Source organism: Clostridioides sp. GD02367 (assembly GCF_045900275.1).
GTDB lineage: Bacteria > Bacillota > Clostridia > Peptostreptococcales > Peptostreptococcaceae > Clostridioides > Clostridioides difficile_A.
Map to the genome: position 1 here is coordinate 93221 of NZ_JBJODK010000003.1, position 21619 is coordinate 114839.

39 protein-coding genes are annotated in these 21619 nt (G+C 27.9%); 37 read left to right on the top strand and 2 right to left on the bottom strand.

What is annotated here, in order from left to right; all coding sequences use genetic code 11:
• The first annotated feature begins 3 nt into the window (after positions 1–3).
• Entirely contained in the window at positions 4–219 is a 216-nt protein-coding gene (locus Q3223_RS04500) for a helix-turn-helix domain-containing protein (protein WP_074073292.1), read from the top strand.
• Between the two features lie 202 nt (positions 220–421).
• On the opposite strand, the gene Q3223_RS04505 is transcribed toward Q3223_RS04500, so the two are convergent.
• On the bottom strand, positions 422–658 hold the full coding sequence (locus Q3223_RS04505) for a helix-turn-helix domain-containing protein (protein ID WP_263346982.1): 237 nt from the start codon (positions 656–658) through the stop codon (positions 422–424).
• A gap of 150 nt (positions 659–808) precedes the next feature.
• On the opposite strand from Q3223_RS04505, the gene Q3223_RS04510 reads away from it, so the two are divergent.
• The 3 genes from Q3223_RS04510 to Q3223_RS04520 all read left to right on the top strand — a co-directional run bounded on the left by Q3223_RS04510 (position 809) and on the right by Q3223_RS04520 (position 2216).
• Complete coding sequence (locus tag Q3223_RS04510; RefSeq protein ID WP_332851075.1) at positions 809–1018, top strand: helix-turn-helix transcriptional regulator; 210 nt, start codon at positions 809–811, stop codon at positions 1016–1018.
• A 188-nt stretch (positions 1019–1206) separates the two neighbouring features.
• The gene (locus tag Q3223_RS04515) at positions 1207–1986 is read left to right on the top strand and encodes a phage regulatory protein/antirepressor Ant (RefSeq protein WP_407811685.1); all 780 of its coding nucleotides are present in this window, start codon (positions 1207–1209) and stop codon (positions 1984–1986) included.
• Positions 1987–2033: 47 nt separating this feature from the next.
• Positions 2034–2216 (top strand): hypothetical protein, encoded by a 183-nt coding sequence (locus Q3223_RS04520; RefSeq protein ID WP_021365376.1) that lies wholly within the window; start codon positions 2034–2036, stop codon positions 2214–2216.
• Here the strand turns inward: Q3223_RS04520 and Q3223_RS04525 are convergent.
• Complete coding sequence (locus Q3223_RS04525; protein WP_021365377.1) at positions 2174–2410, bottom strand: hypothetical protein; 237 nt, start codon at positions 2408–2410, stop codon at positions 2174–2176. The two genes, Q3223_RS04520 and Q3223_RS04525, sit on opposite strands and share 43 nt — an antisense overlap.
• A gap of 170 nt (positions 2411–2580) precedes the next feature.
• Here Q3223_RS04525 and Q3223_RS04530 point away from each other — a divergent pair, with 170 nt between their 5' ends.
• The 33 genes from Q3223_RS04530 to Q3223_RS04690 all read left to right on the top strand — a co-directional run bounded on the left by Q3223_RS04530 (position 2581) and on the right by Q3223_RS04690 (position 21595).
• Entirely contained in the window at positions 2581–2973 is a 393-nt protein-coding gene (locus tag Q3223_RS04530; RefSeq protein ID WP_095903886.1) for a helix-turn-helix domain-containing protein, read from the top strand.
• A complete protein-coding gene (locus tag Q3223_RS04535) occupies positions 2960–3103 on the top strand; it encodes a hypothetical protein (RefSeq protein ID WP_021419503.1) in 144 nt (47 codons plus the stop codon). Before Q3223_RS04530 ends, Q3223_RS04535 begins: the two co-directional genes overlap by 14 nt.
• A 162-nt stretch (positions 3104–3265) precedes the next feature.
• Positions 3266–3514, top strand: coding sequence for a hypothetical protein (locus tag Q3223_RS04540; protein WP_407811686.1), 249 nt, complete (start codon positions 3266–3268; stop codon positions 3512–3514).
• 86 nt (positions 3515–3600) lie between these two features.
• Positions 3601–3867: a hypothetical protein gene (locus Q3223_RS04545; protein ID WP_407811687.1), complete on the top strand. Its 267-nt coding sequence runs from the start codon at positions 3601–3603 to the stop codon at positions 3865–3867.
• A complete protein-coding gene (locus tag Q3223_RS04550; protein ID WP_169468996.1) occupies positions 3854–4492 on the top strand; it encodes an ERF family protein in 639 nt (212 codons plus the stop codon). Before Q3223_RS04545 ends, Q3223_RS04550 begins: the two co-directional genes overlap by 14 nt.
• An 18-nt stretch (positions 4493–4510) precedes the next feature.
• Positions 4511–5401, top strand: a complete 891-nt coding sequence (locus tag Q3223_RS04555) for a DnaD domain protein (RefSeq protein WP_407811782.1) — start codon at positions 4511–4513, stop codon at positions 5399–5401.
• Positions 5402–5420: 19 nt separating this feature from the next.
• Positions 5421–5840 (top strand): single-stranded DNA-binding protein, encoded by a 420-nt coding sequence (locus tag Q3223_RS04560; RefSeq protein ID WP_169469000.1) that lies wholly within the window; start codon positions 5421–5423, stop codon positions 5838–5840.
• A gap of 29 nt (positions 5841–5869) precedes the next feature.
• The gene (locus Q3223_RS04565) at positions 5870–6232 is read left to right on the top strand and encodes a hypothetical protein (RefSeq protein WP_054276819.1); all 363 of its coding nucleotides are present in this window, start codon (positions 5870–5872) and stop codon (positions 6230–6232) included.
• On the top strand, positions 6232–6366 hold the full coding sequence (locus Q3223_RS04570) for a hypothetical protein (protein WP_255612772.1): 135 nt from the start codon (positions 6232–6234) through the stop codon (positions 6364–6366). The genes Q3223_RS04565 and Q3223_RS04570 overlap by 1 nt, the downstream gene beginning before the upstream one ends.
• Before the next feature lie 279 nt (positions 6367–6645).
• Positions 6646–6840, top strand: coding sequence for a hypothetical protein (locus Q3223_RS04575; RefSeq protein WP_021426507.1), 195 nt, complete (start codon positions 6646–6648; stop codon positions 6838–6840).
• A 30-nt stretch (positions 6841–6870) separates the two neighbouring features.
• Complete coding sequence (locus tag Q3223_RS04580; RefSeq protein WP_407811688.1) at positions 6871–7287, top strand: DUF1064 domain-containing protein; 417 nt, start codon at positions 6871–6873, stop codon at positions 7285–7287.
• 18 nt (positions 7288–7305) lie between these two features.
• Positions 7306–7806, top strand: a complete 501-nt coding sequence (locus tag Q3223_RS04585; protein ID WP_288769782.1) for a hypothetical protein — start codon at positions 7306–7308, stop codon at positions 7804–7806.
• A gap of 408 nt (positions 7807–8214) precedes the next feature.
• Positions 8215–8391 (top strand): hypothetical protein, encoded by a 177-nt coding sequence (locus Q3223_RS04590; protein ID WP_021365388.1) that lies wholly within the window; start codon positions 8215–8217, stop codon positions 8389–8391.
• Positions 8392–8982: 591 nt separating this feature from the next.
• Positions 8983–9930: a DUF6731 family protein gene (locus Q3223_RS04595; protein ID WP_054276816.1), complete on the top strand. Its 948-nt coding sequence runs from the start codon at positions 8983–8985 to the stop codon at positions 9928–9930.
• Positions 9931–9969: 39 nt separating this feature from the next.
• Positions 9970–10482, top strand: coding sequence for a hypothetical protein (locus Q3223_RS04600; RefSeq protein ID WP_054276815.1), 513 nt, complete (start codon positions 9970–9972; stop codon positions 10480–10482).
• A 73-nt stretch (positions 10483–10555) separates the two neighbouring features.
• Entirely contained in the window at positions 10556–10996 is a 441-nt protein-coding gene (locus Q3223_RS04605) for a terminase small subunit (RefSeq protein WP_054276814.1), read from the top strand.
• Positions 10989–12251 (top strand): PBSX family phage terminase large subunit, encoded by a 1263-nt coding sequence (locus tag Q3223_RS04610; RefSeq protein ID WP_194687215.1) that lies wholly within the window; start codon positions 10989–10991, stop codon positions 12249–12251. Before Q3223_RS04605 ends, Q3223_RS04610 begins: the two co-directional genes overlap by 8 nt.
• 10 nt (positions 12252–12261) lie before the next feature.
• Complete coding sequence (locus Q3223_RS04615; protein WP_243193360.1) at positions 12262–13743, top strand: phage portal protein; 1482 nt, start codon at positions 12262–12264, stop codon at positions 13741–13743.
• Positions 13743–15161, top strand: coding sequence for an ADP-ribosyltransferase (locus tag Q3223_RS04620; RefSeq protein ID WP_407811689.1), 1419 nt, complete (start codon positions 13743–13745; stop codon positions 15159–15161). The genes Q3223_RS04615 and Q3223_RS04620 overlap by 1 nt, the downstream gene beginning before the upstream one ends.
• A complete protein-coding gene (locus Q3223_RS04625) occupies positions 15154–15330 on the top strand; it encodes a hypothetical protein (RefSeq protein WP_021365393.1) in 177 nt (58 codons plus the stop codon). The genes Q3223_RS04620 and Q3223_RS04625 overlap by 8 nt, the downstream gene beginning before the upstream one ends.
• 31 nt (positions 15331–15361) lie before the next feature.
• Entirely contained in the window at positions 15362–15601 is a 240-nt protein-coding gene (locus tag Q3223_RS04630) for a hypothetical protein (RefSeq protein WP_262052576.1), read from the top strand.
• On the top strand, positions 15602–15817 hold the full coding sequence (locus Q3223_RS04635; RefSeq protein WP_407811690.1) for a hypothetical protein: 216 nt from the start codon (positions 15602–15604) through the stop codon (positions 15815–15817).
• 29 nt (positions 15818–15846) lie between these two features.
• The gene (locus tag Q3223_RS04640; RefSeq protein ID WP_407811691.1) at positions 15847–16023 is read left to right on the top strand and encodes a hypothetical protein; all 177 of its coding nucleotides are present in this window, start codon (positions 15847–15849) and stop codon (positions 16021–16023) included.
• Between the two features lie 135 nt (positions 16024–16158).
• Positions 16159–16794 (top strand): phage scaffolding protein, encoded by a 636-nt coding sequence (locus Q3223_RS04645; protein WP_054276809.1) that lies wholly within the window; start codon positions 16159–16161, stop codon positions 16792–16794.
• A 17-nt stretch (positions 16795–16811) separates the two neighbouring features.
• Positions 16812–17780 (top strand): major capsid protein, encoded by a 969-nt coding sequence (locus tag Q3223_RS04650; RefSeq protein WP_021408108.1) that lies wholly within the window; start codon positions 16812–16814, stop codon positions 17778–17780.
• Positions 17781–17804: 24 nt separating this feature from the next.
• Positions 17805–18059 carry a hypothetical protein gene (locus Q3223_RS04655; protein ID WP_021408084.1) on the top strand — a complete coding sequence of 85 codons (255 nt, stop codon included), beginning with the start codon at positions 17805–17807 and terminating at the stop codon, positions 18057–18059.
• Positions 18056–18418 (top strand): hypothetical protein, encoded by a 363-nt coding sequence (locus Q3223_RS04660; protein WP_021426495.1) that lies wholly within the window; start codon positions 18056–18058, stop codon positions 18416–18418. The genes Q3223_RS04655 and Q3223_RS04660 overlap by 4 nt, the downstream gene beginning before the upstream one ends.
• Position 18419: 1 nt before the next feature.
• Entirely contained in the window at positions 18420–18854 is a 435-nt protein-coding gene (locus Q3223_RS04665; protein ID WP_021426494.1) for a hypothetical protein, read from the top strand.
• 7 nt (positions 18855–18861) lie between these two features.
• Positions 18862–19206, top strand: a complete 345-nt coding sequence (locus Q3223_RS04670) for a hypothetical protein (protein WP_021408083.1) — start codon at positions 18862–18864, stop codon at positions 19204–19206.
• A 5-nt stretch (positions 19207–19211) separates the two neighbouring features.
• Positions 19212–20018 carry a hypothetical protein gene (locus tag Q3223_RS04675; RefSeq protein ID WP_021365403.1) on the top strand — a complete coding sequence of 269 codons (807 nt, stop codon included), beginning with the start codon at positions 19212–19214 and terminating at the stop codon, positions 20016–20018.
• Positions 20019–20073: 55 nt separating this feature from the next.
• Entirely contained in the window at positions 20074–20550 is a 477-nt protein-coding gene (locus Q3223_RS04680) for a hypothetical protein (protein WP_054276806.1), read from the top strand.
• Positions 20525–20740, top strand: a complete 216-nt coding sequence (locus Q3223_RS04685; RefSeq protein ID WP_407811693.1) for a hypothetical protein — start codon at positions 20525–20527, stop codon at positions 20738–20740. Before Q3223_RS04680 ends, Q3223_RS04685 begins: the two co-directional genes overlap by 26 nt.
• A 483-nt stretch (positions 20741–21223) precedes the next feature.
• Positions 21224–21595 (top strand): hypothetical protein, encoded by a 372-nt coding sequence (locus Q3223_RS04690; RefSeq protein WP_407811694.1) that lies wholly within the window; start codon positions 21224–21226, stop codon positions 21593–21595.
• Positions 21596–21619 lie beyond the last annotated feature (24 nt).

Consider the following 21619-nt stretch of genomic DNA (forward strand, 5'->3'; position numbering starts at 1 on the left):
GAAATGTATGTCAATAGATTGAAAGGGTTAATGAAAGAAAATCAACATACGCAAAAATTTGTTGCAGATTTGTTAGGTCTTAGTTTATTTGGCTTTAGGCTTAAACTTAATGGTAAAAATGAGTTCAAAGCAAACGAAATAAAAAAGTTGTCTGAATTATATGGAGTATCAACAGACTATTTTTTTTCAGATTTAGTTGCTAAAATGGCAATAAAATGATGGGCATTTTATAGAGAGGAGTTTGTAAATATAAAAGATTTAAAAATAGTAAAAGTTAATAATAAACTAACAACTGACAGTAGGGATATAGCTCTAATGCTCGAAGAAAGAATTAGATAGTTGGAATCTTTAAGAAATAATATACCTGCTACGTAAAACTAATAGTAAGTTAAAGAAGCAGGTAGGTAATAAATTTTAATAATTAATCAATATCTAAATCTTCAAATAAAGGATTATTAAAAAAATCAATTATTGTTATTTCTAAAGTGTCACAAAGTTTTTTTATAGTGCATATACCTGGATTTTTACTTTTACCTTTTAAAATACTATCTACTGTAGACTGTGTTACTCCAGCTAAAGTACAAAGCTTATTTACTGTAATATCATTTTCTTTACATAAACCTAATATGCGTTTTGATGTTGCTGTTAATAAGTCCATTCTAAAACCTCCTATATTTCAACGTTAAATCGTTTAAACAAATAATAACATATTTTTATGAAAAAAATTAACGATAAAACGTTGACAGTGGCAAAAAATAAATATATAATTTAATTAACGATATATAGTTAACAAGAGGTAGGTGATTTAATGTCAATAGGATACAAGCTTAAACATTATAGAAAAAATAATATGCTATCTCAAATGGAATTAAGTAAGATTACAGGAATAGCACAAACAACAATAAGTGACTTGGAAAAAGATAAATATATTCCGAAGATAGATACATTGTGTAAGTTAGTCAAAGCTTTAGATGCAGATTTAGTAGAGATAATATATGAAGGAGGGTTTTATGAATAATTTAGTAGAAGCAGAAATATTAGAAGAAAATGCAATGCTAATAATAAATAATCTAATCGTTGTTAATGAATTAGATAAAAATTATAAGAGTGTTTTAAAATGAAATATTAAGATATTTTATTAAATTTGAATTTCAAGCAAATAAAGAAAAGGCATATAAACATAAATAAAAAAGGGAGTTGGTTAAGATGAATGAGTTAAAAATAATCAATAAAAATAATCAATTTTTAGTCGAAAGTAGAGATGTAGCAGAGTTAATAGAAAAGAAACATGATAACTTATTAAGAGATATAAGAGGATATAAAAGGATTATAGAGGACTCATCAAATTTGAAGAGTCAAGATTTCTTTATAGAAAGTACTTATGTAAATGCTCAAAATAAAACTCAACCTTGCTATCTATTGACTAAAAAAGGTTGTGATATGGTTGCTAATAAAATGACTGGAGAAAAAGGAATTATATTTACTGCTGTTTATGTGGCTAAGTTTGAAGAAATGGAGCAAGTATTAAAAAATGAACAGCAGCCTAAATTACCAACTACATATAAAGAAGCATTACAACATCTTATAGAGCAACTAGAAGGTAAAATGAAAGACCAAGTAATAAAAGAGTTAAAACCAAAAGCAGATTACACAGATATGATATTAAAAAACAAAGGTCTTGTCACTATAACTCAAATAGCAAAAGACTATGGAATGAGTGGAAAAGAAATGAATAAAATACTTCATGAAAGAGGAATCCAATACAAACAAAGTGGGCAATGGCTTTTATATAAACAGTATCAAGGCAAGGGATATACTCATTCAGAAACAATAGATATAACTAGAAGTGATGGAATGACTGATGTAAAAATGACAACTAAATGGACTCAAAAAGGAAGATTGTTTTTATATGATTTATTAAAAGTAAATAATATATTGCCAGATATAGAAAAAGAGTATAGTTATCAAACTTCAATGTTGGGTTAGTACTTAGAAAATTAGATTCAAAATATATAAAAGAGAGGTGTATTTTAATGAATGAAAAGGATACAAAGATTACAGAAAAAGATTTACACTATATTACTGATTATCTTCTGAAAGAGTCTGATATAGGGAAAAGATTGGCTTTGCTTGAAGAAAAAACAAAGCCAATAAAAATAGATGAAATAAGTGATTATTTATCTAAAAGAATTTCAGATAAGACTTCTTTAACATAGTTTTTAGTAAATGCAATATTCTCAAAATAAAAAAACATACAAAGCTCTGTATTACTTATTTCACTAGCAGATTTTTCTTTTAGGGAAATAAATTCACTAATTTTATTCCTAAGAAGTGTTTCATCTGAATATTCACTTTTTAGTATTCTGTTGTACACTTCGTCGCAAATTTTATTTAACTCGTCCTTATTCATATTTTCACCATCCTTTGCTTATGTATTGGAAGTATGTGGGAATACTTCTTGAGTCAATTATAACATGAGGTATGGAGCTGAAAATAATATATATAGGATTTTGGTAATAATGCGTAGATATAAAATTAATTTTATATATTTCATTAAAAAGAGGGGGAGAGAATTTTCACATGGATATTTCTGAAAGTATAGCAAAACAATTTAGTGATAGTTTAAAAAGTTTAATAGAAATAGAGATAAATAAACAAGAAACAAATAGAGTTAAGAGCCAAACAGTTGAACAAAAGGTAAAAGTACTAGAGCCTAAAGATATAGTTGTTTTAATAAAAAGAGGCTATCCAAATTACTTGATAACAGTAGAAGAAGCAAGGGGAATTTTAAAATTAGATACAGTTTTTATGCGTAGGTTAGTGAGCACAGGTTTGATAAAATCACTGGCTAGAGGTGATGGTAGAAAAATTTCAAGATATGAAGTTGATGATTTTATTGAAAGAAATCAAGGTAAAAATTTGGATGAACTTTTAAAAGCAGTAGAGAGAGGGGATGAAATTGTTAAGCCTTAATACTAATAAGAATAATATAGTAACTCTTAAAAAAGATGGAAAAGTTATAGCAGATATAGTATTTAAAGATATTAAAACTGGTAAGAAAATATCAGTTGGAATATTAAATAAAAAAGTGCTGGTCAAATAACCAACACACAAAAAAATAAAAAATAAAATATAACACAAACAAATTATAGCACAAAAAGAATGGATTTAGAATAGGTAATGTAACATTCTAAAAGGTTTAATGTGTAATATAGAAATTTAGAATGTAGTTTATATAGGTAGTAATAAATTGGGAGGGGTTTAAATGGAAACAGCCAGATTAATTGCAATAGGTCAAATTAGACAAGCAGAAAAGGAAATAAATAAATTAAAGGAATTAGGAGAATTTGAAACTGGTAGTTTGGATTGGTGGGAAGCTGTAAAGTTTGCCAGTCAAAATATCTTAGAAGGACTAGAATTTGATATTAAATTAGAAGCTTCTATTGACTTTAGAGAAGCTATGATGTATCAAGAAGAACTTGAAAGAGATAGACCAATAGATGTTCAAATATAAGAAAAGAGCCTTTGCAGAGGCTCAATTCAAAAACTACTTAAAGTAAACATAAAGTTACTTTAAGTATATATCAAAATGGAGATATTATGCAAATAAAAAATTTAGAAGAAAGATTATTTTTATTAAAGTTTATGACAGTGGATGAAGTAGATTGGGATGTAAAGTTTGGACAAATATCAGCATTAGAATCTTGCATAGATAAACATAAAAAAGGGTGGACTTTGAAACAATTTGAAGAGCATTTGGAAGAATACAAATTACAAGGGGGTTGTGGTGATTACATAGATGGATTTATGTCTGTTTTAGAAAGAAATATTAGAGAAATGGAGAGTGAGATTATTGGAAGTAAATAATATTTATATTAAATTAATGGATGTAAGAATTAAGTTTAATAAATTAGATATAAAAAAGAGTGGTCAAAATAAGTTTGCTAATTTTAAGTATTTTGAGTTGGCAGACTTTCTCCCTCAAGCTACAGAATTATTAGAAAAAGCCAAATTATGCCCTATAGTGACCTTTACAAATGACTATGCAACACTAACATTGATTAATGGAGAAAATCCAACAGAAGAGATAATATTCACATCTCCAATGAGAGAGTTACAACTAAAAGGTTCTAATGAGTTACAAGCATTGGGAGGAATTGAAACTTATCAAACAAGATATTTATACATACAATTATTAAACATTACAGAGAATGATACTTTTGATGCAACGAGTGGAAAAGAGGATTATAAGAGAAATGATTTAGGGAATTTTTCTAGTAAAGGAAATGAAAATAGTCAAATAAAAATAAATCAAAATCAAATAAAAAGGCTCTTTTCAATAGCAAATACTATAGGAAAAGATGCAGATAGAGTAAAAAGTGAAGTATATTATAAGTTTAATAAAGAAGTTAAGGATTTAAGTAAGCAAGAATATGACCAGATATGTGTTGGATATGAAAAATTACAAAGAGAAAAAGGGTTAATTAAGTAGGTGAATCTCTTGAATAATATGGACAAAGTTATTATAGAAAAGGGAAATATACTAAGTGATGGATACGGTCTCATGCCAAGATTAGTAGCTAGAGATAGATGGTTAACTGTTGGTGCTAGAATGTTATATTCCTATTTATCCAGCTTTGCAGGAACTACTGGAACCTGTTTTCCAACTAGGGATTTAATCTGTTATGAGTTAAATATATCAAAAGACACTTTTACAAAATATAAAAAAGAATTAGAAACTAGTGGTTATATAAAAATTCATAAAAATAAATCTAAACAAGGTAAGATGCAAAACAATATATATGAAATTGTATTTGATAGAACTCATATAGAAAAATGTATTTTTAATAGAGGTTCAAAAGAAGATAAAAAGAAAAAAAAGCCATGTCCTAAAAATATAGACATGGAACCATGTCCTACTTTTCCGGACACGACTCAGCCGGACACGGAAAATATGGACACTAATATTAATAGTATTAATATTAATAGTTTTAATAGTATGTATATAGATAAGCCTGTGGATAACAATTTAAAAGAATTTAAGAAGCTATATGAAGAAAACATAGGAGTAGTATATCCAGTTACAGCAGAATGGTTATTAGAAGTATCTAATGAAGTAGATGTAAAAGTATTTAAAAGAGCTATAGAGATATGTGCTGAAAGAATGAATATGAATTTATCATATTTAAAAGGCATTCTTAAAAAGTGGAAAGATGCAAACATAACTACATATGAGCAATTAGAATTATATAAATTACAACATGAAAATAAAAAATCAAGAAAATCTAGTAATCAAACAAATAAAAATAAGTTTGCTAATTTTGAACAAACATTTACTCAATATAGTAACAAAGAACTAGATGAAATTATAAAGAAAAGCCAAAAGGCTAAATTTAAATAATAATAGTGGAGGTACTAAAATGAATCAAGTTGTATTAGTTGGGAGATTAACTAGAGACCCAGAACTAAAATACATACCAGGAACAGGCACAGCAGTAGCATCATTTACAATAGCTGTAGACAGAAATTATATAAATAAAGATGGGAAAAGGGATACTGACTTTATACCAATAGAGGTAATAGGTAAATCAGCTGAATACTGTGCAAATTATATAACAAAAGGTAAGCTAGTAGCATTAGAAGGAAATATAAGAGTTGATAATTATCAAACTCAATCAGGTGAAAAAAGAACATTTACAAAAGTAAGTACAAAATCAGTACAGTCATTAGAAAGTAAGAGTAAATCAAGTAATTCATATAAAGAGAGTGTACAAGATGGAACAATAGGACTAGACCCTCAAGGATTTGAAATTATAGATGATGATGAGTTACCATTTTAATCTGAAAAATTAAATATGAGGTGAAATAAATGTTTAAAGTAGAAAGGTATTTTAGTGGCTCAGTAGTGGACAACCTTATTGAAGATGACCTTACATGTAGAAACTACTTAGCATTATATTGTTGCTTGTTAGGTATTACAAAAAATGGAAAAAGAGTATATCCTAAGCCAGAAAAAATGCTAGCTGAGTTTGGAGTGAAGAAGGATAGAAAAATAAAAAAAGAGTTACCAGTAAGAATTAGAAATGTTAATACAGGAGAAGTAAAGGAATTTGAGTCTATAGATGGTGCAGCCTGTTTTTTAAGATTAAAATATCAAGCAGTTTATCAAGCTATTAAAAAGAAAAGTAAAACTAGAAGTGGCTGGAAAGTTGAATACATTGAGGAGGAATAATGGAAGTTTCAAGGACAGAATACACAATTAAAAGAGCAAAAGAATTATATGACACTGGAGAGGATATATTTACTGCAATAGACAAAGCTAGAGATGAATATGAGGAGATGTTAAGAAATGAGTATTTTAACTAGTATTGTACTCATAATAAGCAGCTTTATAGTTGGTAGAGTTTATGAGTATAGATTAAATCTAAAAGAGTGCGAAAACTGTGAGAATAAGTATCATGAAAAATAAGAAAGAAGTGGTTTTATGAATAAAAGGATAATTTGCAATTGGTGTGGTAAGTTATTTTACATTCCAAAAGAGTCTAAAAGAATTTACTGTTGTAAAAAATGCGAGAAAAATGCTAATAAAAGCAATAGAGGGCATCAAAATTAATTTTAAATCAATAAAACTATGGAGGAATAGCAATGAATAAGTTTCAAAAAGCAGTTTCTCAAATGGTAAAGCAAGAGGAAAAAGAGAATTTATGGCAAGGATACGAAAATTGTAGGGTAGGTAGAAGTATACCAAGTTCAATAAGAATATATGTAAAAGGATTTAAAAGGTTTGGATATAGTGTACATGAGGTTTATAACTTTATAAATGATATTAATAAGTATTAGTAATTTTTAAGAGATAAAGGAATTATTTAATTGAGTAAATACAATAATAAGAAAATTATAATAGATGGAATTAAATTTGATAGCAAAGATGAATCAGAATATTATCTATATTTAAAAGAAAAGAAAGAAAATAGAGAAATAAAAGATTTTGGACTTCAACAAAAGTTTGAATTACAGCCTAAATTTAAGAAGGATGGAAAGAACTATAGGGCTATTACATATACAGTTGATTTTGCCATATACAAATGGGATGGTGAAGTTGTTTATATAGATGTGAAAGGATACAGCACACAGCAAGGTGAACTTAGAAAAAAGCTTTTTGATTACAAATATCAAGATAAAAAATTGATATGGATTGCTAAGAGTAAAAAATATGGAGTAGATGGTTGGATAGAATATAGTGAACTTAAGAAAAAGAGAAAAGAAAATAAGAAAAAGGTAGCTTAAGTAAACAGGGGTGATGTTATGGCAAGTAAAGTTAAAAAGGAGTTTTTTATGGCAACTAAAAAGCACCTTGAGAACTACAAACAATTACATATTAATATTGAAAGTCTAAAACTTCAAATAAAAAATCTTAAAGAGTGCCATTTAGGTGATTTTATACAAGGTTTAAGCTATGACAGCATTCCTATAAGTAAGACTAATTCAATAAGTAATCAAGTTGAAAATGAGTTAATTATCCTTGAAGAAAAGATAATAGAAAAACAGATAGAACTATATGAAATGGAAGCACTAAAATATACAATAGATGTATCCATAAGCAATTTAAAACCTATACATAAACAAATTATAAGGTATAGGTATATTGAAGGCTTAGAATGGAGTTTAATAGTTGATAAAGTATACTTAGAAGAAAGACAATTGAGGGAAAGAGCTAATCAAGCGATTAGTTCAATATCAATAGCTTTATTTGGTAAAAAAGCACTAATAGAGCAAGAACCATTATTTAAAATGTTAGATTTATAGGCAGTTAACAACTGTCTATTTTTTTTACTAAAAAAAGGAAAAATGTATTGATTATATCGGTACGACATGATATACTATAAATATAGAAAGGAGGTGAAAGAAGTGGTCAAAAAAATAAAAGAGTTCGGCAAAGTTATCAAAGCCCTTACCGAACTTGTTCTTGAAATAGGTACACTAATAGCCGTTATAAAAATGGTATTAGATAGCCTATAAGACTTTAGAAGGGAAGTCAGCACCTTCCCTTCTAATTAAATAATAATACATGACCACTCAAAATACAATGGGAAAATATAAGGAATTAATTACAGAATTAGGGAAATTAAGTTTTGGAATAGTTAAATTAATTGGTGCAATAGCATTATTAATATTTGCTATAAAATATTTATTTTCCTAGAGGGAGAGAAAGAAATGGAGAAAAGAATATTGAAAGTACTTTTATCAAAAAGTGGCTCTGGTTCACTAAGCCCTAAAATAAGTTTACCAGCCACATGGATTAAAGAAATGAATATAACACAAGAGGAAAGAGAAGTTGAAGTTTATTTTGAAAATAATGAAATTAGGATTAAAAAGAAAGACCTAGATTAAATTCTAGGTCTTTCTATTGCCGTTTTTCTGCCGATTTTACAATTTAAAATATGAGATAATAGTATTGTGGAAATGAATATTTCTCTCTCAAAACTAAATATATATGTGGGCTAGGTTAAGGGATTCACCTAGCTTATATGAACAGACTAGGCAGGGCATGAGGATGCTGTAAGTTCAATTCTTACTATGTTCAAACTTATTAATACACTATATGTAGATATGTTGGATTAAATCCGAATTTAATTCAAATGTCTAAAAGAGTGAGGTTTGGTAACCTCACTCAATTTGCAAGTACTGGTGTGTAATCTTAGGTTCGATTCCTAAAACTTGCTCCCTTAAATATAATATGTATCCCCAAAAAAAGACTTAGATTAAATTCTAAGTCTTTTTCAATTTAATAAATTATATGTTTATTATTTTGTATCCAAAGCTTTTGATTTTAATTTATGAAATTGGTACATATTTATTAAAGCAATGTCTTTATTTAATCAAATTATGAGGAATTATGTAATTGTCGAAAGATTGTTAGAGGAATGAATTGAAATATGTAGAATATAAATTTGTAGAATAAAGATTTTGGAGGAACTAACCATGGGGAGCAAAACAATAAAGGTTTTTTACTATTATCCTATTATTAAAACTGTAGATACTTTCAGAAAGGAAAGGATTATTTTATATGATTTAAATTCAGTTTTAGAAAAATTAAAAAATCTAAATGTAGAGGATAGAGTATTTAAGTTAACAGATGAAGAGAACATTCAATTAAAGCTTATAGAAAAAGAGAATGAAAATAAGTGGAAACTTGGATTTTTAAAAAATAGTAAAGATAGTATTTTTAAGTCTAAGTTAGAAGAAGTTGTAAAAGAAGCAGAGTCATTAGATGATGATGAATTTATAGGTCAAGAGTGTTGTATGATATATGACAAAGAAACAGGTGTTATATCTTTACAAAATAATAGAAAAAGTGTATCATTTAAGAACATAAGTTCTTTTATGAATGAATTTATTGAAAAGTATCATAATGGAGAGAATATAGAGCTTTATCCAATAACCTTAAAACCTGAGTATAGTAACATTTCAGACTTAGATACAATCAATTATAAAAGTATATCATTAAGCTTTTTAGATATATCAGAGATTAAAATGTTAGCACGAGAAGAATCAATTGAGTCAGTTGAATCAATTGCTAAAATGTCAAATAATCTAGAGGCACTTAGTGGAAAAATTGAATTAAGTGTAGGATGGAGTAAAAATAGATTTTTAGAAAAAATAAACTTAAGAGAAATCGTAAGTTTTTTTAAGAGACATCCTAAATTAACTAGAGGTATAAAAGTAAAATCTTATGACTATGATAAAGATGAAATAAGGGTTATAGATTTAATTGAGAATAAACTATATGATGAATTTTCTATAACAGTAACAAAAAATAAAGTAAAAACATTTGAAAAGATTTTTTTGCCTATGTCTGAGTGTTTTGATGTTACTGTAGAAGAAACTTTGGATGATTGTAATAAAGTTATGGAAGAAGTATATGTTTAAATAGTAAGAATATCAGAAGAGAGAGGAGGATGTTAAATTATGAAATACAAAAAAATAATACTTTTTAACATTTTTATTATTTTTTTTATTATTTTGTCAAAGTATCTCTCTTTTGAAAAAAATATAATTCTCTATATAAGTTTTAATACAACAGGATATAACTTTAAGGATTTATTATCAATTTCAGCAACCATATTAGCTGTATTTATAGGATTTATAGCAACTATAGCAACTGTATTAGTGTCTATGTGTGATAAAAGAATAATGGTTATAATAAAAAGGTTTGGAAAAACAAATATAGTGCTAAGGAGCATAAAAAGAGCTTTATTATCAGGTATTATATCATTAGCATTAATAGGAATTATTTATGTGAACTTAGACTTTAATATAATTTTATTAAGATGTATTATCATTTGGATTACACTAAACAATTTGTTTATTTTTATAAGAGAGAGTAAATTCTTGGTTTTTTTAGTAAAACATATTATGGAACAAACTTTTTTAGATAATGAAGAAATTGTGTTTAAATCTAAAACATCAAAAAAAAATTAAACTATCCAATTGAAAGTTAGAACTCTGAAAAGAGTTCTTTTTTTATTTATAAAGCAAATAAAGAGGTGGTGGTATGGCAAATTTGACTGAAAAACAAAAAAGGTTTTGTGACTATTATATTGAAACTGGTAATGCTACAGAAGCATATAAAAAAGCATATAAAAACAGTAATCAAAGAACCTCAGAAAGCAGTGGAAGTAGACTGTTGAGTAATGATGAGGTTAAAAACTATATTGATGAAAGGCTGAAAAGTTTTGAATCAAGGAGAATTGCAGATGCCAAAGAAGTTATGGAGTACTTAACAAAAATATTAAGAAATCAAGAGAAAGAAGAAGTTATAGTAGTATCTGAAAATGGTCCTGAAATAATAAAAAAAGATGTAAGTATAAAAGACAGAAATAAAGCAGCTGAATTATTAGGGAAAAGATATGCTTTATGGACTGAAAAAGTTGACCTAGATGGAAATGTTGGAGTAACCATAATTGATGATATAGGTAATGTAGAAGATGAATAAAAAATTATCTGAAATAATAAATAAAAATTTCTATGAATTTTGGAAAGTAAGTAATAGTAATAAATATTTATATCATGTATTAAAAGGTGGAAGAGCTTCAGCAAAGTCAACTCATATAGCCTTTTGGCTAACTTTAGCTATGGTTAAATATCCTGTAAATACTGTTTGCTTTAGAAAGGTTGGTAATACAATCATGGATAGTGTTTATGAGCAATTAAAAGAAACTATAGAGATATTTGGTTTAACACATTTATTTCAGTTTAAAAAATCTCCAATGGAAATTATTTTTATTCCAAGAGGAAATAAATTTATATTTAGAGGTCTTGATGACCCACAAAAGATAAAATCTATAAAGTCAGCTAAATATCCAATTGCTTTTGCATGGTTTGAAGAGGTAGCAGAAATAAAAACAGAAGATGAGCTATCTATGGTAATTAATTCAGTGTTACGTGGAGAATTACCAGATAAATTGAATTATAAAATATTTTTATCATACAATCCTCCAAAAAGAAAGCAATCATGGGTTAATAAGAAATTTGAAACACATACATTACCTAAAAATACGTATGTTCATCACAGTATTTATTTAGATAATCCTCATATATCAAAAGCTTTTATTGAAGAAGCTAATGAAATTAAAATAAGAAATGAGTTTAAATATAGATGGGAGTACTTAGGAGAGCCTATTGGTTCTGGAGTAGTCCCTTTTTCTAATTTAGAGTTTAAAACAATAACAAATGAAGAAATACTTCACTTTGATAACATAAGGCAAGGTAATGACTTTGGATATGCAACAGACCCTATGGCATTCGTAAGACTTCATTATGATAAAAAGAAAAGAATTATATATTTTATAGATGAAATATTTGGAGTGAAAATGTCTATAAGAGAATTAGCTTCTAAGATTAAATCAAAAGGGTATGACGATTTTAATGTTGTTTGTGATAGTGCAGAACCAAGAAGTATTGCAGAACTTAGAGAGTATGGAATAAGAGCATTAAAAGCTAAAAAAGGACCTGGTTCAATCGAATTTGGAGAGAATTGGTTAGATGATTTGCAAGCAATAGTAATAGACCCAAACAGAACTCCAAATGTGGCTAGAGAATTTGAAAATATAGATTATCAAACAGATAAAGATGGAAATGTAAGAGCTAAATTAGAAGATAAAGACAATCATTCAATTGATGCAACAAGATATGCACTAGAGTTAGATATGAAAACACATGGAAGAGAAAGACAATATAACAGTAGATAGGGGGTGTAACATGTTAGATTTGATAGATATAATTCAGATGGAACTTACAGGCTTATATGGTCAAGAAGTAATACGAGAAATGGGTGAAATTATAAGGCTGTATGATAAGTATGAAGGTACAGGACAACATTGGATAGAAGAGGAACAAGATTATAAGCAAACAAGAAAAAGAACAAATTACATTAAGAAGCTAATTAAAGAAGAAGCAAGGTTTTTATTTGGAAAGACACCAATATTTACAATTAGCCCAGAAAATGACTTAGATAAAGAAAAAGCAGAAGAAATAAACAAATGTATTAACAAAATTCTAAAGAGAAATTTATTTTCAGATAAATTAATTAAGGCAGCTAGAGATTGTTTTATTGGTAAAAGAATAGCTATAAAACTACATGCAGATAAAGAAAGCAAGAGTTTAAAGATAATGTTTGTACCCAGTTTAGAGTTTATATATGAGCCTTTTGATAACCAATTTGATGAACTTAAGAAAATCGTATTTTTCCATCAAACAAATCAAGAAGTGGAAAAAGATAAACAGAGAATTTGGAAACAAAAATATGAAATGGTTAATGGAAAATGTATATTAAGTGAAGGTATCTATAATGGTTATGGATTATGTATAGAAGAAATAGTAAGTGATACAGATTTAAAACTTAGTGGAATACCTTGTTATGTAATTCTTAATGATGGTTTACTTGGTGATTTAAAAGGTGAGAGTGATATAGAAGAGATATTTGATAATCAGATGGCTTATAATAAGCTTGCTTCTGAGGATATAGATACTCTTAAAAAAGGAATGAATCGTATTATATATGGTGTTGATGTTGAAGAAGAGTCAAGTAAACATTTCAAAATAAAGCCAGGTGCTTATTGGGATGTAGAAACATCTCAAACTGCTGACCAAAAACAGGCACAAATTAATACAATTCCTACTGACTTTGGATATGATAACAGAATAGAAAATTCACTTAATAGAATTAAGTCAGATATGCATGAGGTATTGAATATACCACTTATAAATAATCAAGACCTTAAAGGTATGATGACATCAGGCAAATCAATGAAGGCTTTGTATTGGCAACTAATAACTAGATGTGAAGAAAAAATGAAATCATGGGGTCCAGCTCTTGAATGGTTAATACGAGCTATGATAGAGATGATAGAAGTATATAACATAGCTCAAATACCTAAATTAGATGCAGATTCCTATGAAGTGCTAGTTGAAAATCAGTATCCATTACAAGAGGATGAGGATTCTGAGAAATTACTTGATATTCAACAAGTAAATGCTCAAGCAATGTCTAGGAAAACTTTCATTAAGAAGTGGACTGATACTAATGATGATATAGCAGATGAAGAATTACAACAAATGTCAATAGAAAGACAAATATTAGAAGAAAGCTTCAATCTGGAAGAAGAATCAGAAGCTACAGATATAGAAGAATCAGAGGAAGAAACTGCTGAAAAAGAACCAAAAGAAGTAGTTGATGACTAATGACAAATAAGTTTAATAAGGCTATGAAGAATGCTGAAAGAGTCAGAGATATATCTTCAAATAAAACTACTAAGAAGATAAGACAATTATATAAAGATATAGCTAATGAGTATGCAAAAAAATTAAATAAAGTTAACTCTAACACATTAACTGAACAATATTTAAGAGAAAGTATAATTTATTTAAGTAAAGAGTATGATAGGTTAGGAAAGAAGCTAAAAAAAGATATTGAAAGTGAAATATCAAAAGTAATAAAAACTACTACAGATGAACAATTAAGCTTTTTCAATAACATATGTGATAACTATTCAGTTAATTTAAAGCCACAATTCACTGATATGTTTAGTAAAGTTCATGAAGATGTACTAAGACAAGTTATATCTGGTAGTATGTACAAAGATAAAATTAAATTAAGTGATAGAATTTGGAGTAATATAGATAAAACTAAGAAGGATTTAGACTACATTGTAAGTAGAGGATTAGCAGAAAAAAGAGGTAGTTATGATATAGCAAAAGATTTAGAAAAGTATGTTAATCCAAAGGTAAAGAAAGATTATGATTGGTCAAAGGTATACCCTAAAAATAATAAAAAGATAGATTTTAATGCCTATAGACTGGCATCCACATATATAACTCATGCATATCAAAAGACAGCTAAAGAAAGCTGTAAGAAGAATCCATTTGTTAAAGGAATTAAATGGATGTCGTCACATCATCCTAGAATGTGTAAAGTTTGTGCAGATAGAAATGGAAAAACATACATTCCAGAAGAGTTACCATTAGAACATCCTCTAGGAAAGTGTACATTTGAATATGATATTCCAATGAGTATGGAGGATATAGGTAAAGAGTTAAGAAACTGGATAGATGGAGAAGAAAATTCTAAACTTGATGAATGGTTTGATGAATATGGATTAGAGTTTGCAGGAATAGAAGGAAAAGTTAATAAGAATAAAGAACCAACTGAAGATGAAATGTTAGCTTTATATAAATATATGGGTGGAGATGCCTATAAAATTAATGAGAAGTTAAGAAGAAATATTAAATTGACAGAAGAAGATGAATGGTTTATAAATAACTTAGATAGAGTTTTAGATAAAATGCCAAATTATGAAGGGGATATTACAAGGTCATTATATTTTTATAATAAAGAAAGTTTAGAAGCTTTTTTAATTGAGCATGAAATTGGAAAAACTATACAATACGCAGAATTTATTTCAACCACAAAAGGAAAAACCTACAATCCAGAGGGTCAAGTAGAAATATATATATTCAATTCTAAGAATGGTAAAAATATAAGTATGTACAATGAAAAAGAAGAAGAAGTTTTGTATAGAAGAAATTCTAAATTTGAAATAATTGAGTTAGAAGAAATGAATGGAAAATATTATATATTAATGGAGGAACGCAATGGATAATAAATTTGAAGATGATAAGTATTCAGAACCATTTAGTCATCCAAGATGGAAAGATGTACCATGGGGTGAAACTATAGGATATAGAGACATTCCAGAAGAAGAAAGAAAAAAATATAAAAAAATACTTAGAGAACATCTAAAAGATATTGGAGTATTAAAAGAAGATTAAAGACACTTACTTAAATTAAAGATTCGTAAGTATGTACAAGTTGGGGGAGATAGTTACTAATTATGACTATACTTCAACAACAAAAGGAAGTACTTATAATCCTGAGGGTCAAGTACAGATGTATATATTAAATTCACAAAAAGGAAAAGATGTAAGTAAATATAACCCTAAAGAACAAGAAGTATTATATAAACGAGGCTCAAGGTTTAGAGTTATTGAAATTGAAAGAATTAAGGGAACAATTCATATTTTATTAGAGGAAGTGAATTAAATGCTAACAATAGAAGAATTTATAAAGCTATCTGATGAAGAAAAAGGAGATGCTTATAAAGAATTATCTCCTCATGATATGTTTTTATGGAGAACACAATATTCACCAATTGGATTTGAAGTGATAGATCATGAAGAAATCTCAGAAGAAGATAGGATTAAGAACAAAAAGAAGTTTAGGGAGCATCTCAAGAAAATAGGTGTAATGGAAGAGTAAATATTTATAATAGTCAAAGGAGCTATAAAATGTGTAATAAATTTGAAGATGATAAGTACTTAGAACCTTTCAGCCATCCAAGATGGAAAGACATTCCGTGGGGGGAGACTATTAGGGAAGTAGATCGAACTGAAGAGGAACAAGCACAAATAAGAACAAAATTTAGAAAGAAATTAAAAGAAATTGGAGTAATAAAAGAAGATTAAGGCACTTACTGAAATTAAAAATTAGTAGGTGTTTTTTTATTGCCTTTTTTAGCTATATGTAGGCGTAAAAGAAATAAATAGCAAACTATACTAGAGAAGCAAAACTCGTATAAAAGCGTAGTGTAGGAGGTAATAATGGAAGAATTATTAAAAAAATTAGGATACCAAGATACAGACATAAAAAACATAATTGAGGGTATGAAAAAAGATAAAATTTACACTTCTAAGGAAGAAAACATAGATGAAAGATACAATAAGTTGAAAGAACAAAAAATAGCCTTAGAAGAGCAAATAAAAGGTGCAAATGATACTATATCAGATTTGAAGAAAAATAGTAAAAACAGTGAAGATATAGAAGCAAAAGTGAAAGAATGGGAAAATAAATATAACGAACTTGATAGCACGAGTAAAGCCAAAATAAAAAATATGACTATAGACTATGCCATAAATTCTAAATTATCTGGAGTAAATGAAAAATATAAGAAGCTCTTATGCAAAGAATTTGATATTGATAAGATTGAAGTAAAAGATACTGGAGAAATTATAGGCTTAGATGAACAATTTAAAAACATATCAGAAACATATAAAGAATGGTTTGAAAGTTCTACTCCAAGTAATACTGGTTCACCAGGTAATTTCCCGAGAAAATCAAATGTAGTCAATAATCCTTTTATAAAAGAAACATTCAATTTAACAGAACAAGGAAAATTATTAAAAGAAAACCCTGATAAAGCTAAAGAATTTGCAGCTCAAGCAGGAATAAATTTATAAGAAAGAGAGTGATTTAAATGGCAGTAACAAAATTAAGTGATGTAATAGTACCAGAATTATTTAACCCATATGTAATAAACAAGAGCATGGAGTTATCAGCTCTATATCAAAGTGGAATAATTACAAATGATGCAAGTTTGAATGCTTTAGCTTCTCAAGCTGCACCAGTTGTAAATATGCCTTTCTTTGAAGATTTAAGTGGAGAATCAGAACAAATAATAGAAGATGCTGATTTAACACCAAATAAAATTACTTCAAGTCAAGATGCAGCAGCTATATTAAGAAGAGCGAAAATGTGGGCAGCTACTGATTTATCAGCAGCTATGGCAGGAAAAGACCCAATGGCAGCAATAGCAAGCTTAGTTGGAAGCTTCTGGGCTAGAGATATGCAAAAAGAACTTATAGCAGTTTTAAATGGTATATTCTTATCTGCAAATATGACAACAAATAAATTAGATATATCAGCCGCAACAGGAAATGCAGCAAAATGGTCACCAGCAGCTTTTATAGATGCACAACAGTTATTAGGTGATGCACAAGAACAATTAAAGGCTATAGCAATGCATTCAGCTACAAAATCAGCACTTAAAAAGCAAAATTTAATAGAAACTATTAGACCAGATGCAGGTCCAGACTTTGACGTTTATCAAGATAAATTAGTTATAGTTGATGATGGTTGTCCTGTAACAAAAGAAGGTGTTTATACTTCTTATCTATTTGGTAGTGGAGCAATAGCTTTAGGAAATGGTAATCCAGTAGGATTTGTAGCTACTGAGATAGATAGAGATAAGAAAAAAGGTTCTGGAGTAGATTATTTAATCAATAGAAAAACATATATACTACATCCAAGAGGTATAAAATTTACTAATGCAAGTGTAGCTAAAACAGAAGGACCTTCAAGATTAGAGTTAGCAAAAGGTGAAAACTGGACAAGAGTTTATGAACCTAAACAAATAAGAATAGTTGAATTTAAGCATAAATTATAAAATGTAGATTTAGTAGGTGATAGTATGGATTTAGAAGTTTTAAAAAATATAAAAATAGAACTTAGAGAAGAACAATCACCTTTTTTTTCTGATGATGAAATTACTTATTACTATAATAAAAACAATCAAGATTTTAAAAGTACTATGTATGAGTTATGTATATTAAAGGCTGAAAATGATAGTATCACTTTACCTGGAGGATTAAGCATGCCAGAAAATAAATTATACTGGTTAAATTTAGCAAAAAAATATAAGACAAATGGAAGTAGATGTCTATGATAGCTCAGAAAGTAAAGCCAAAGATAATTAAGGCTATAAATAAGATGCCAACAGAAGGTATAGTAAAAAGAGTTGGAGTAAATGAGTTTGGAGAGCCTTCAGATGAAGAGAATATAATTTGCAATGTAATAGGCTTATATCATGAAGGAAGTAGCTCCATAAGTCAAATAACAAAGGATAAAGGTGTTGTTATAAAAGATAAAGAGCAATATTTAATGGTTGTTTATGATGAAGATACAATAAAAATAAAACAAGGTGATTTTATGTATTTGGATAATAATAAGTTTGTTATACAGGACCTTGGAAATCAAAATAGAATGAATATTTATTTTGATTTAAAGTTAGGAAAGGTGAGATAGTATGAGCAATGGATTTAAATTTGATGCTAACAAACTACTTAATGCCTTAGTAAGTAGAGAAATGAAAACCAAAGCTGCACTAGGAGCTTATGCAGATACTTCATCTCAGTTACTAGAAAGTAATGCTAAAAATGATAGACCATGGAAAGACCATACTCATGAGGCTAAAAACAGGCTACATGGTAGTTGGGAATGGCAAGGAGATACTATAAGGATAGCACTTAGTCATGGAGTTGACTATGGATTATACTTAGAAAAAGGTACAGGACCACATGTTATAGAAGCAAGACCAGGAAGTTACTTATTTTGGGATGGAGCATCACATCCTGTTAAAAAAGTTAATCATCCAGGAAGTAGACCATATCCAATTATAATGCCAACTATAGAGAAATGTGGACCAAGTATTATAAGGGGTCTTGATGTGATTTTAAAGTAGGTGAAACATGTTTAAAAAAATATATAAACATTTAAAAAATAAAGGTTTTAATGTGTATTCAATTGGGCAACATCAAGGATTATGCATAGAGCCTTTTTTAGTTATATTTGAAAAAGGTTCACTACAAACAACAGAAAAAAATATAATAAAAGATTTATTTGAGATATATGTATTTTATCCAATTGGACAGTATTCTAAAGTAAGTGAATACAAGACAAATATTGAAAATGTAATGGATGAAATAGTAGGAATAAAACAAGCTTATGAAGCTTTACCTATTCTTATAGATGATGAGAAACAAGCTTATTTTACAAGATTAAGTTATTATGAAAACAAACAAATTAGGAGGTAATAAATATGGCAGTACAAATATTAAATCAATACCCACTTACAGATGTTGTATTAGTTCAAATTGAAACAGTTGAACAAAATCCAGTTACATATACATTTGATACATCTGATGAGATAGGGACAGAGGAAATCATTTCTGAAGGTGAAGAATTAACATTAAAAATAAAGAAAAAAATAATAGCAAATAGAGCAGCAGAAGATACAAGCTTAGGATATGATTTAACATTAAAAGACAATGTGTTTTGTCCAGAAATACTTCAAATAATGCAAGGTGGAACAATAGAAAAAGAGGAAGATGGTAGCTTTAAGAGATACTTAGCTCCTGAAGTAGGAAAGACTTTTTCTAAGAAATCTTTTAAAACAATAATATATAGTTCTGTTGTTGGACCAGGAGGAGATACTGGACAATTTGCTAAGACTACTTTCCCAAATTGTAAAGGAAAATCTGTTCCACTTAACTTTAAAGATGGAGAATATTATTCAAATGAATATGTTATAAATAGTAGACCTAATACAGGGCAATCTCCTTATGAGGTTGAAATAGTAGAAGAGTTGCCTAATGGTTATGAAGCTACAAAAGTATTTTTAGATAGTGCATCTGTATCAGGAGCAACAGCAGGAGATAAAAAGATAACAGGATTAACAGCAGGTAAAATATATAAGGTTACAGTTAATAGTAATATAAAATATACTTTAGCAGATGGAACATTAACAGATACTGAGTCTGATAAAGCAGCATTAACAGGAACAGAGATAATAGGATTAACAAATGGAGAAACATATAAGGTTGAAGAAGTTAGTGTAAGTATATAAATGGATTAAAGCTCTAGTAATTAACTAGAGCTTTTTTTAGAAAGGGGACACAAATATGAATGAACTTAAAGTAACAAGTTTAGAAGAATTAAAGAAAATAAAATTGACTGAGGTAATAGAAGTTGGAAGATTTTTAGATGGAACTATGTTAGTTGCAGAAGTAAAGCAACCTGACTTAATGGCTCTTGCAATGGCTGGTAAGATACCAAACAGCCTAATGTCAGCATCAATGAGTTTAGTTGAAGAGAAGGAAAGTAAAGATAGTACAGGTGAAAAAGTACTAAAGAAGATGAATGATGAGTCTAATTTCTCAAAAGAAATGTTTGAAATGATGGATATAGTGGCTAAAGAAGTGTTAGTTAACCCTACATATGCTCAGATTAAAAAAATAGGATTGGAACTTTCTATTGAACAAAGATTAACATTATTTAATCGTATTCAAGGAGGTACAAAGTCACTAGAAAACTTTCATCAAGAGTCCACAGATATTGAGGATTCTAAATCAAGTGATAATGTACAACAAGATGCCTAGTGAGATATTAAGAATTAAAGATGAATATACTTCTTTTTGTTTCGATGAAGCTTGTATGTTTTTAGTAGATGCTATAAAAAATGATAAAAAGCTTAAATTTGAAAATGATGAAAAGAAAACTATAGATAAAAATGAGAGAAAAACTTTTGTCCAAATAGCATTAGAGAAAAAGAAAAAAAATAATAGGTAAAATATTCTAGATGGATAGAATAAATTAATGTTAATTTATGATATAATGATAATATAGATATTTTGCAGTGTCTGATTTTTTATATACATTGGATGTAATCATTGAAATTACTACGATATAAGCATATTTTGTGATATATCAAAAACACTACTGGTTACTCACTGCAATTTTAATATGGTTTTATATGTGTAAGGATTTAAAATGCTCAATTTATTTTAGGCTATTATATTAACTATGTGGTATGTAAAGCTGCCTAAAATGGATAAAAAAACTTATTCAGCTACCTTATTATATTAACTATGTGGTATGTAAAGATATAAACAAGATATTTAATTAATTCATCCTCTTCTAGTATTATATTAACTAAGTGGTATGTAAAAATTGTTTTAAATTGATTAAGTACATCTGTTGATTTATATTATATTAACTATGTATTGTACAATTAAATTAAAAAATATATTTGAGTTAGAGAGGGAGTATTTTATGTCGTTATTTGGAAGTAAAATTACAAAAGAAGAAAAAGAGAAAAATCGAGAAGAAACTGCAAAGTATTATGAAAGACTTAAAAATATGACAAAAGAAGAAAAAAAAGAGTATGAAATTCAAGAATTTATGAAGAAATATCAGTTAGAAAATTTAGATGAAAAAGATTTAATAGTGTTAAAGAGAATAGCAAGTGATTTGTTTGGTAATGGTCTTATTAAGACTGGAATGGCTTTAAGCTTTACTGATGCAAAGGAACAAGCAAAAATAGGATACCTTAGTGCTTTAACAGAACAAAATTGGATGATAATTAGACAGCTAGCTCAGTTGAATACCAATATAGAAAAACTTATAGAAGATAAAAAAGAATAAATTGAAAATAACACTTACTTAAAT

What these genes read in the sequence shown, in the direction of transcription:
- Q3223_RS04570 (WP_255612772.1), top strand. Translation starts at nt 6,232, where the DNA reads ATGGAAGTTTCAAGGACAGAATACACAATTAAAAGAGCAAAAGAATTA.
- Q3223_RS04565 (WP_054276819.1), top strand. Translation starts at nt 5,870, where the DNA reads ATGTTTAAAGTAGAAAGGTATTTTAGTGGCTCAGTAGTGGACAACCTT.
- Q3223_RS04510 (WP_332851075.1), top strand. Translation starts at nt 809, where the DNA reads ATGTCAATAGGATACAAGCTTAAACATTATAGAAAAAATAATATGCTA.
- Q3223_RS04595 (WP_054276816.1), top strand. Translation starts at nt 8,983, where the DNA reads ATGGGGAGCAAAACAATAAAGGTTTTTTACTATTATCCTATTATTAAA.
- Q3223_RS04600 (WP_054276815.1), top strand. Translation starts at nt 9,970, where the DNA reads ATGAAATACAAAAAAATAATACTTTTTAACATTTTTATTATTTTTTTT.
- Q3223_RS04675 (WP_021365403.1), top strand. Translation starts at nt 19,212, where the DNA reads ATGGCAGTACAAATATTAAATCAATACCCACTTACAGATGTTGTATTA.
- Q3223_RS04655 (WP_021408084.1), top strand. Translation starts at nt 17,805, where the DNA reads ATGGATTTAGAAGTTTTAAAAAATATAAAAATAGAACTTAGAGAAGAA.
- Q3223_RS04645 (WP_054276809.1), top strand. Translation starts at nt 16,159, where the DNA reads ATGGAAGAATTATTAAAAAAATTAGGATACCAAGATACAGACATAAAA.
- Q3223_RS04525 (WP_021365377.1), bottom strand. Translation starts at nt 2,410, where the DNA reads ATGAATAAGGACGAGTTAAATAAAATTTGCGACGAAGTGTACAACAGA.
- Q3223_RS04545 (WP_407811687.1), top strand. Translation starts at nt 3,601, where the DNA reads ATGCAAATAAAAAATTTAGAAGAAAGATTATTTTTATTAAAGTTTATG.
- Q3223_RS04650 (WP_021408108.1), top strand. Translation starts at nt 16,812, where the DNA reads ATGGCAGTAACAAAATTAAGTGATGTAATAGTACCAGAATTATTTAAC.
- Q3223_RS04680 (WP_054276806.1), top strand. Translation starts at nt 20,074, where the DNA reads ATGAATGAACTTAAAGTAACAAGTTTAGAAGAATTAAAGAAAATAAAA.
- Q3223_RS04505 (WP_263346982.1), bottom strand. Translation starts at nt 658, where the DNA reads ATGGACTTATTAACAGCAACATCAAAACGCATATTAGGTTTATGTAAA.
- Q3223_RS04630 (WP_262052576.1), top strand. Translation starts at nt 15,362, where the DNA reads ATGTACAAGTTGGGGGAGATAGTTACTAATTATGACTATACTTCAACA.
- Q3223_RS04665 (WP_021426494.1), top strand. Translation starts at nt 18,420, where the DNA reads ATGAGCAATGGATTTAAATTTGATGCTAACAAACTACTTAATGCCTTA.
- Q3223_RS04605 (WP_054276814.1), top strand. Translation starts at nt 10,556, where the DNA reads ATGGCAAATTTGACTGAAAAACAAAAAAGGTTTTGTGACTATTATATT.
- Q3223_RS04575 (WP_021426507.1), top strand. Translation starts at nt 6,646, where the DNA reads ATGAATAAGTTTCAAAAAGCAGTTTCTCAAATGGTAAAGCAAGAGGAA.
- Q3223_RS04635 (WP_407811690.1), top strand. Translation starts at nt 15,602, where the DNA reads ATGCTAACAATAGAAGAATTTATAAAGCTATCTGATGAAGAAAAAGGA.
- Q3223_RS04590 (WP_021365388.1), top strand. Translation starts at nt 8,215, where the DNA reads ATGGAGAAAAGAATATTGAAAGTACTTTTATCAAAAAGTGGCTCTGGT.
- Q3223_RS04520 (WP_021365376.1), top strand. Translation starts at nt 2,034, where the DNA reads ATGAATGAAAAGGATACAAAGATTACAGAAAAAGATTTACACTATATT.
- Q3223_RS04610 (WP_194687215.1), top strand. Translation starts at nt 10,989, where the DNA reads ATGAATAAAAAATTATCTGAAATAATAAATAAAAATTTCTATGAATTT.
- Q3223_RS04670 (WP_021408083.1), top strand. Translation starts at nt 18,862, where the DNA reads ATGTTTAAAAAAATATATAAACATTTAAAAAATAAAGGTTTTAATGTG.
- Q3223_RS04530 (WP_095903886.1), top strand. Translation starts at nt 2,581, where the DNA reads ATGGATATTTCTGAAAGTATAGCAAAACAATTTAGTGATAGTTTAAAA.
- Q3223_RS04640 (WP_407811691.1), top strand. Translation starts at nt 15,847, where the DNA reads ATGTGTAATAAATTTGAAGATGATAAGTACTTAGAACCTTTCAGCCAT.
- Q3223_RS04500 (WP_074073292.1), top strand. Translation starts at nt 4, where the DNA reads ATGTATGTCAATAGATTGAAAGGGTTAATGAAAGAAAATCAACATACG.
- Q3223_RS04660 (WP_021426495.1), top strand. Translation starts at nt 18,056, where the DNA reads ATGATAGCTCAGAAAGTAAAGCCAAAGATAATTAAGGCTATAAATAAG.
- Q3223_RS04585 (WP_288769782.1), top strand. Translation starts at nt 7,306, where the DNA reads ATGGCAAGTAAAGTTAAAAAGGAGTTTTTTATGGCAACTAAAAAGCAC.
- Q3223_RS04555 (WP_407811782.1), top strand. Translation starts at nt 4,511, where the DNA reads ATGGACAAAGTTATTATAGAAAAGGGAAATATACTAAGTGATGGATAC.
- Q3223_RS04620 (WP_407811689.1), top strand. Translation starts at nt 13,743, where the DNA reads ATGACAAATAAGTTTAATAAGGCTATGAAGAATGCTGAAAGAGTCAGA.
- Q3223_RS04515 (WP_407811685.1), top strand. Translation starts at nt 1,207, where the DNA reads ATGAATGAGTTAAAAATAATCAATAAAAATAATCAATTTTTAGTCGAA.
- Q3223_RS04615 (WP_243193360.1), top strand. Translation starts at nt 12,262, where the DNA reads ATGTTAGATTTGATAGATATAATTCAGATGGAACTTACAGGCTTATAT.
- Q3223_RS04540 (WP_407811686.1), top strand. Translation starts at nt 3,266, where the DNA reads ATGGAAACAGCCAGATTAATTGCAATAGGTCAAATTAGACAAGCAGAA.
- Q3223_RS04690 (WP_407811694.1), top strand. Translation starts at nt 21,224, where the DNA reads ATGTCGTTATTTGGAAGTAAAATTACAAAAGAAGAAAAAGAGAAAAAT.
- Q3223_RS04560 (WP_169469000.1), top strand. Translation starts at nt 5,421, where the DNA reads ATGAATCAAGTTGTATTAGTTGGGAGATTAACTAGAGACCCAGAACTA.
- Q3223_RS04625 (WP_021365393.1), top strand. Translation starts at nt 15,154, where the DNA reads ATGGATAATAAATTTGAAGATGATAAGTATTCAGAACCATTTAGTCAT.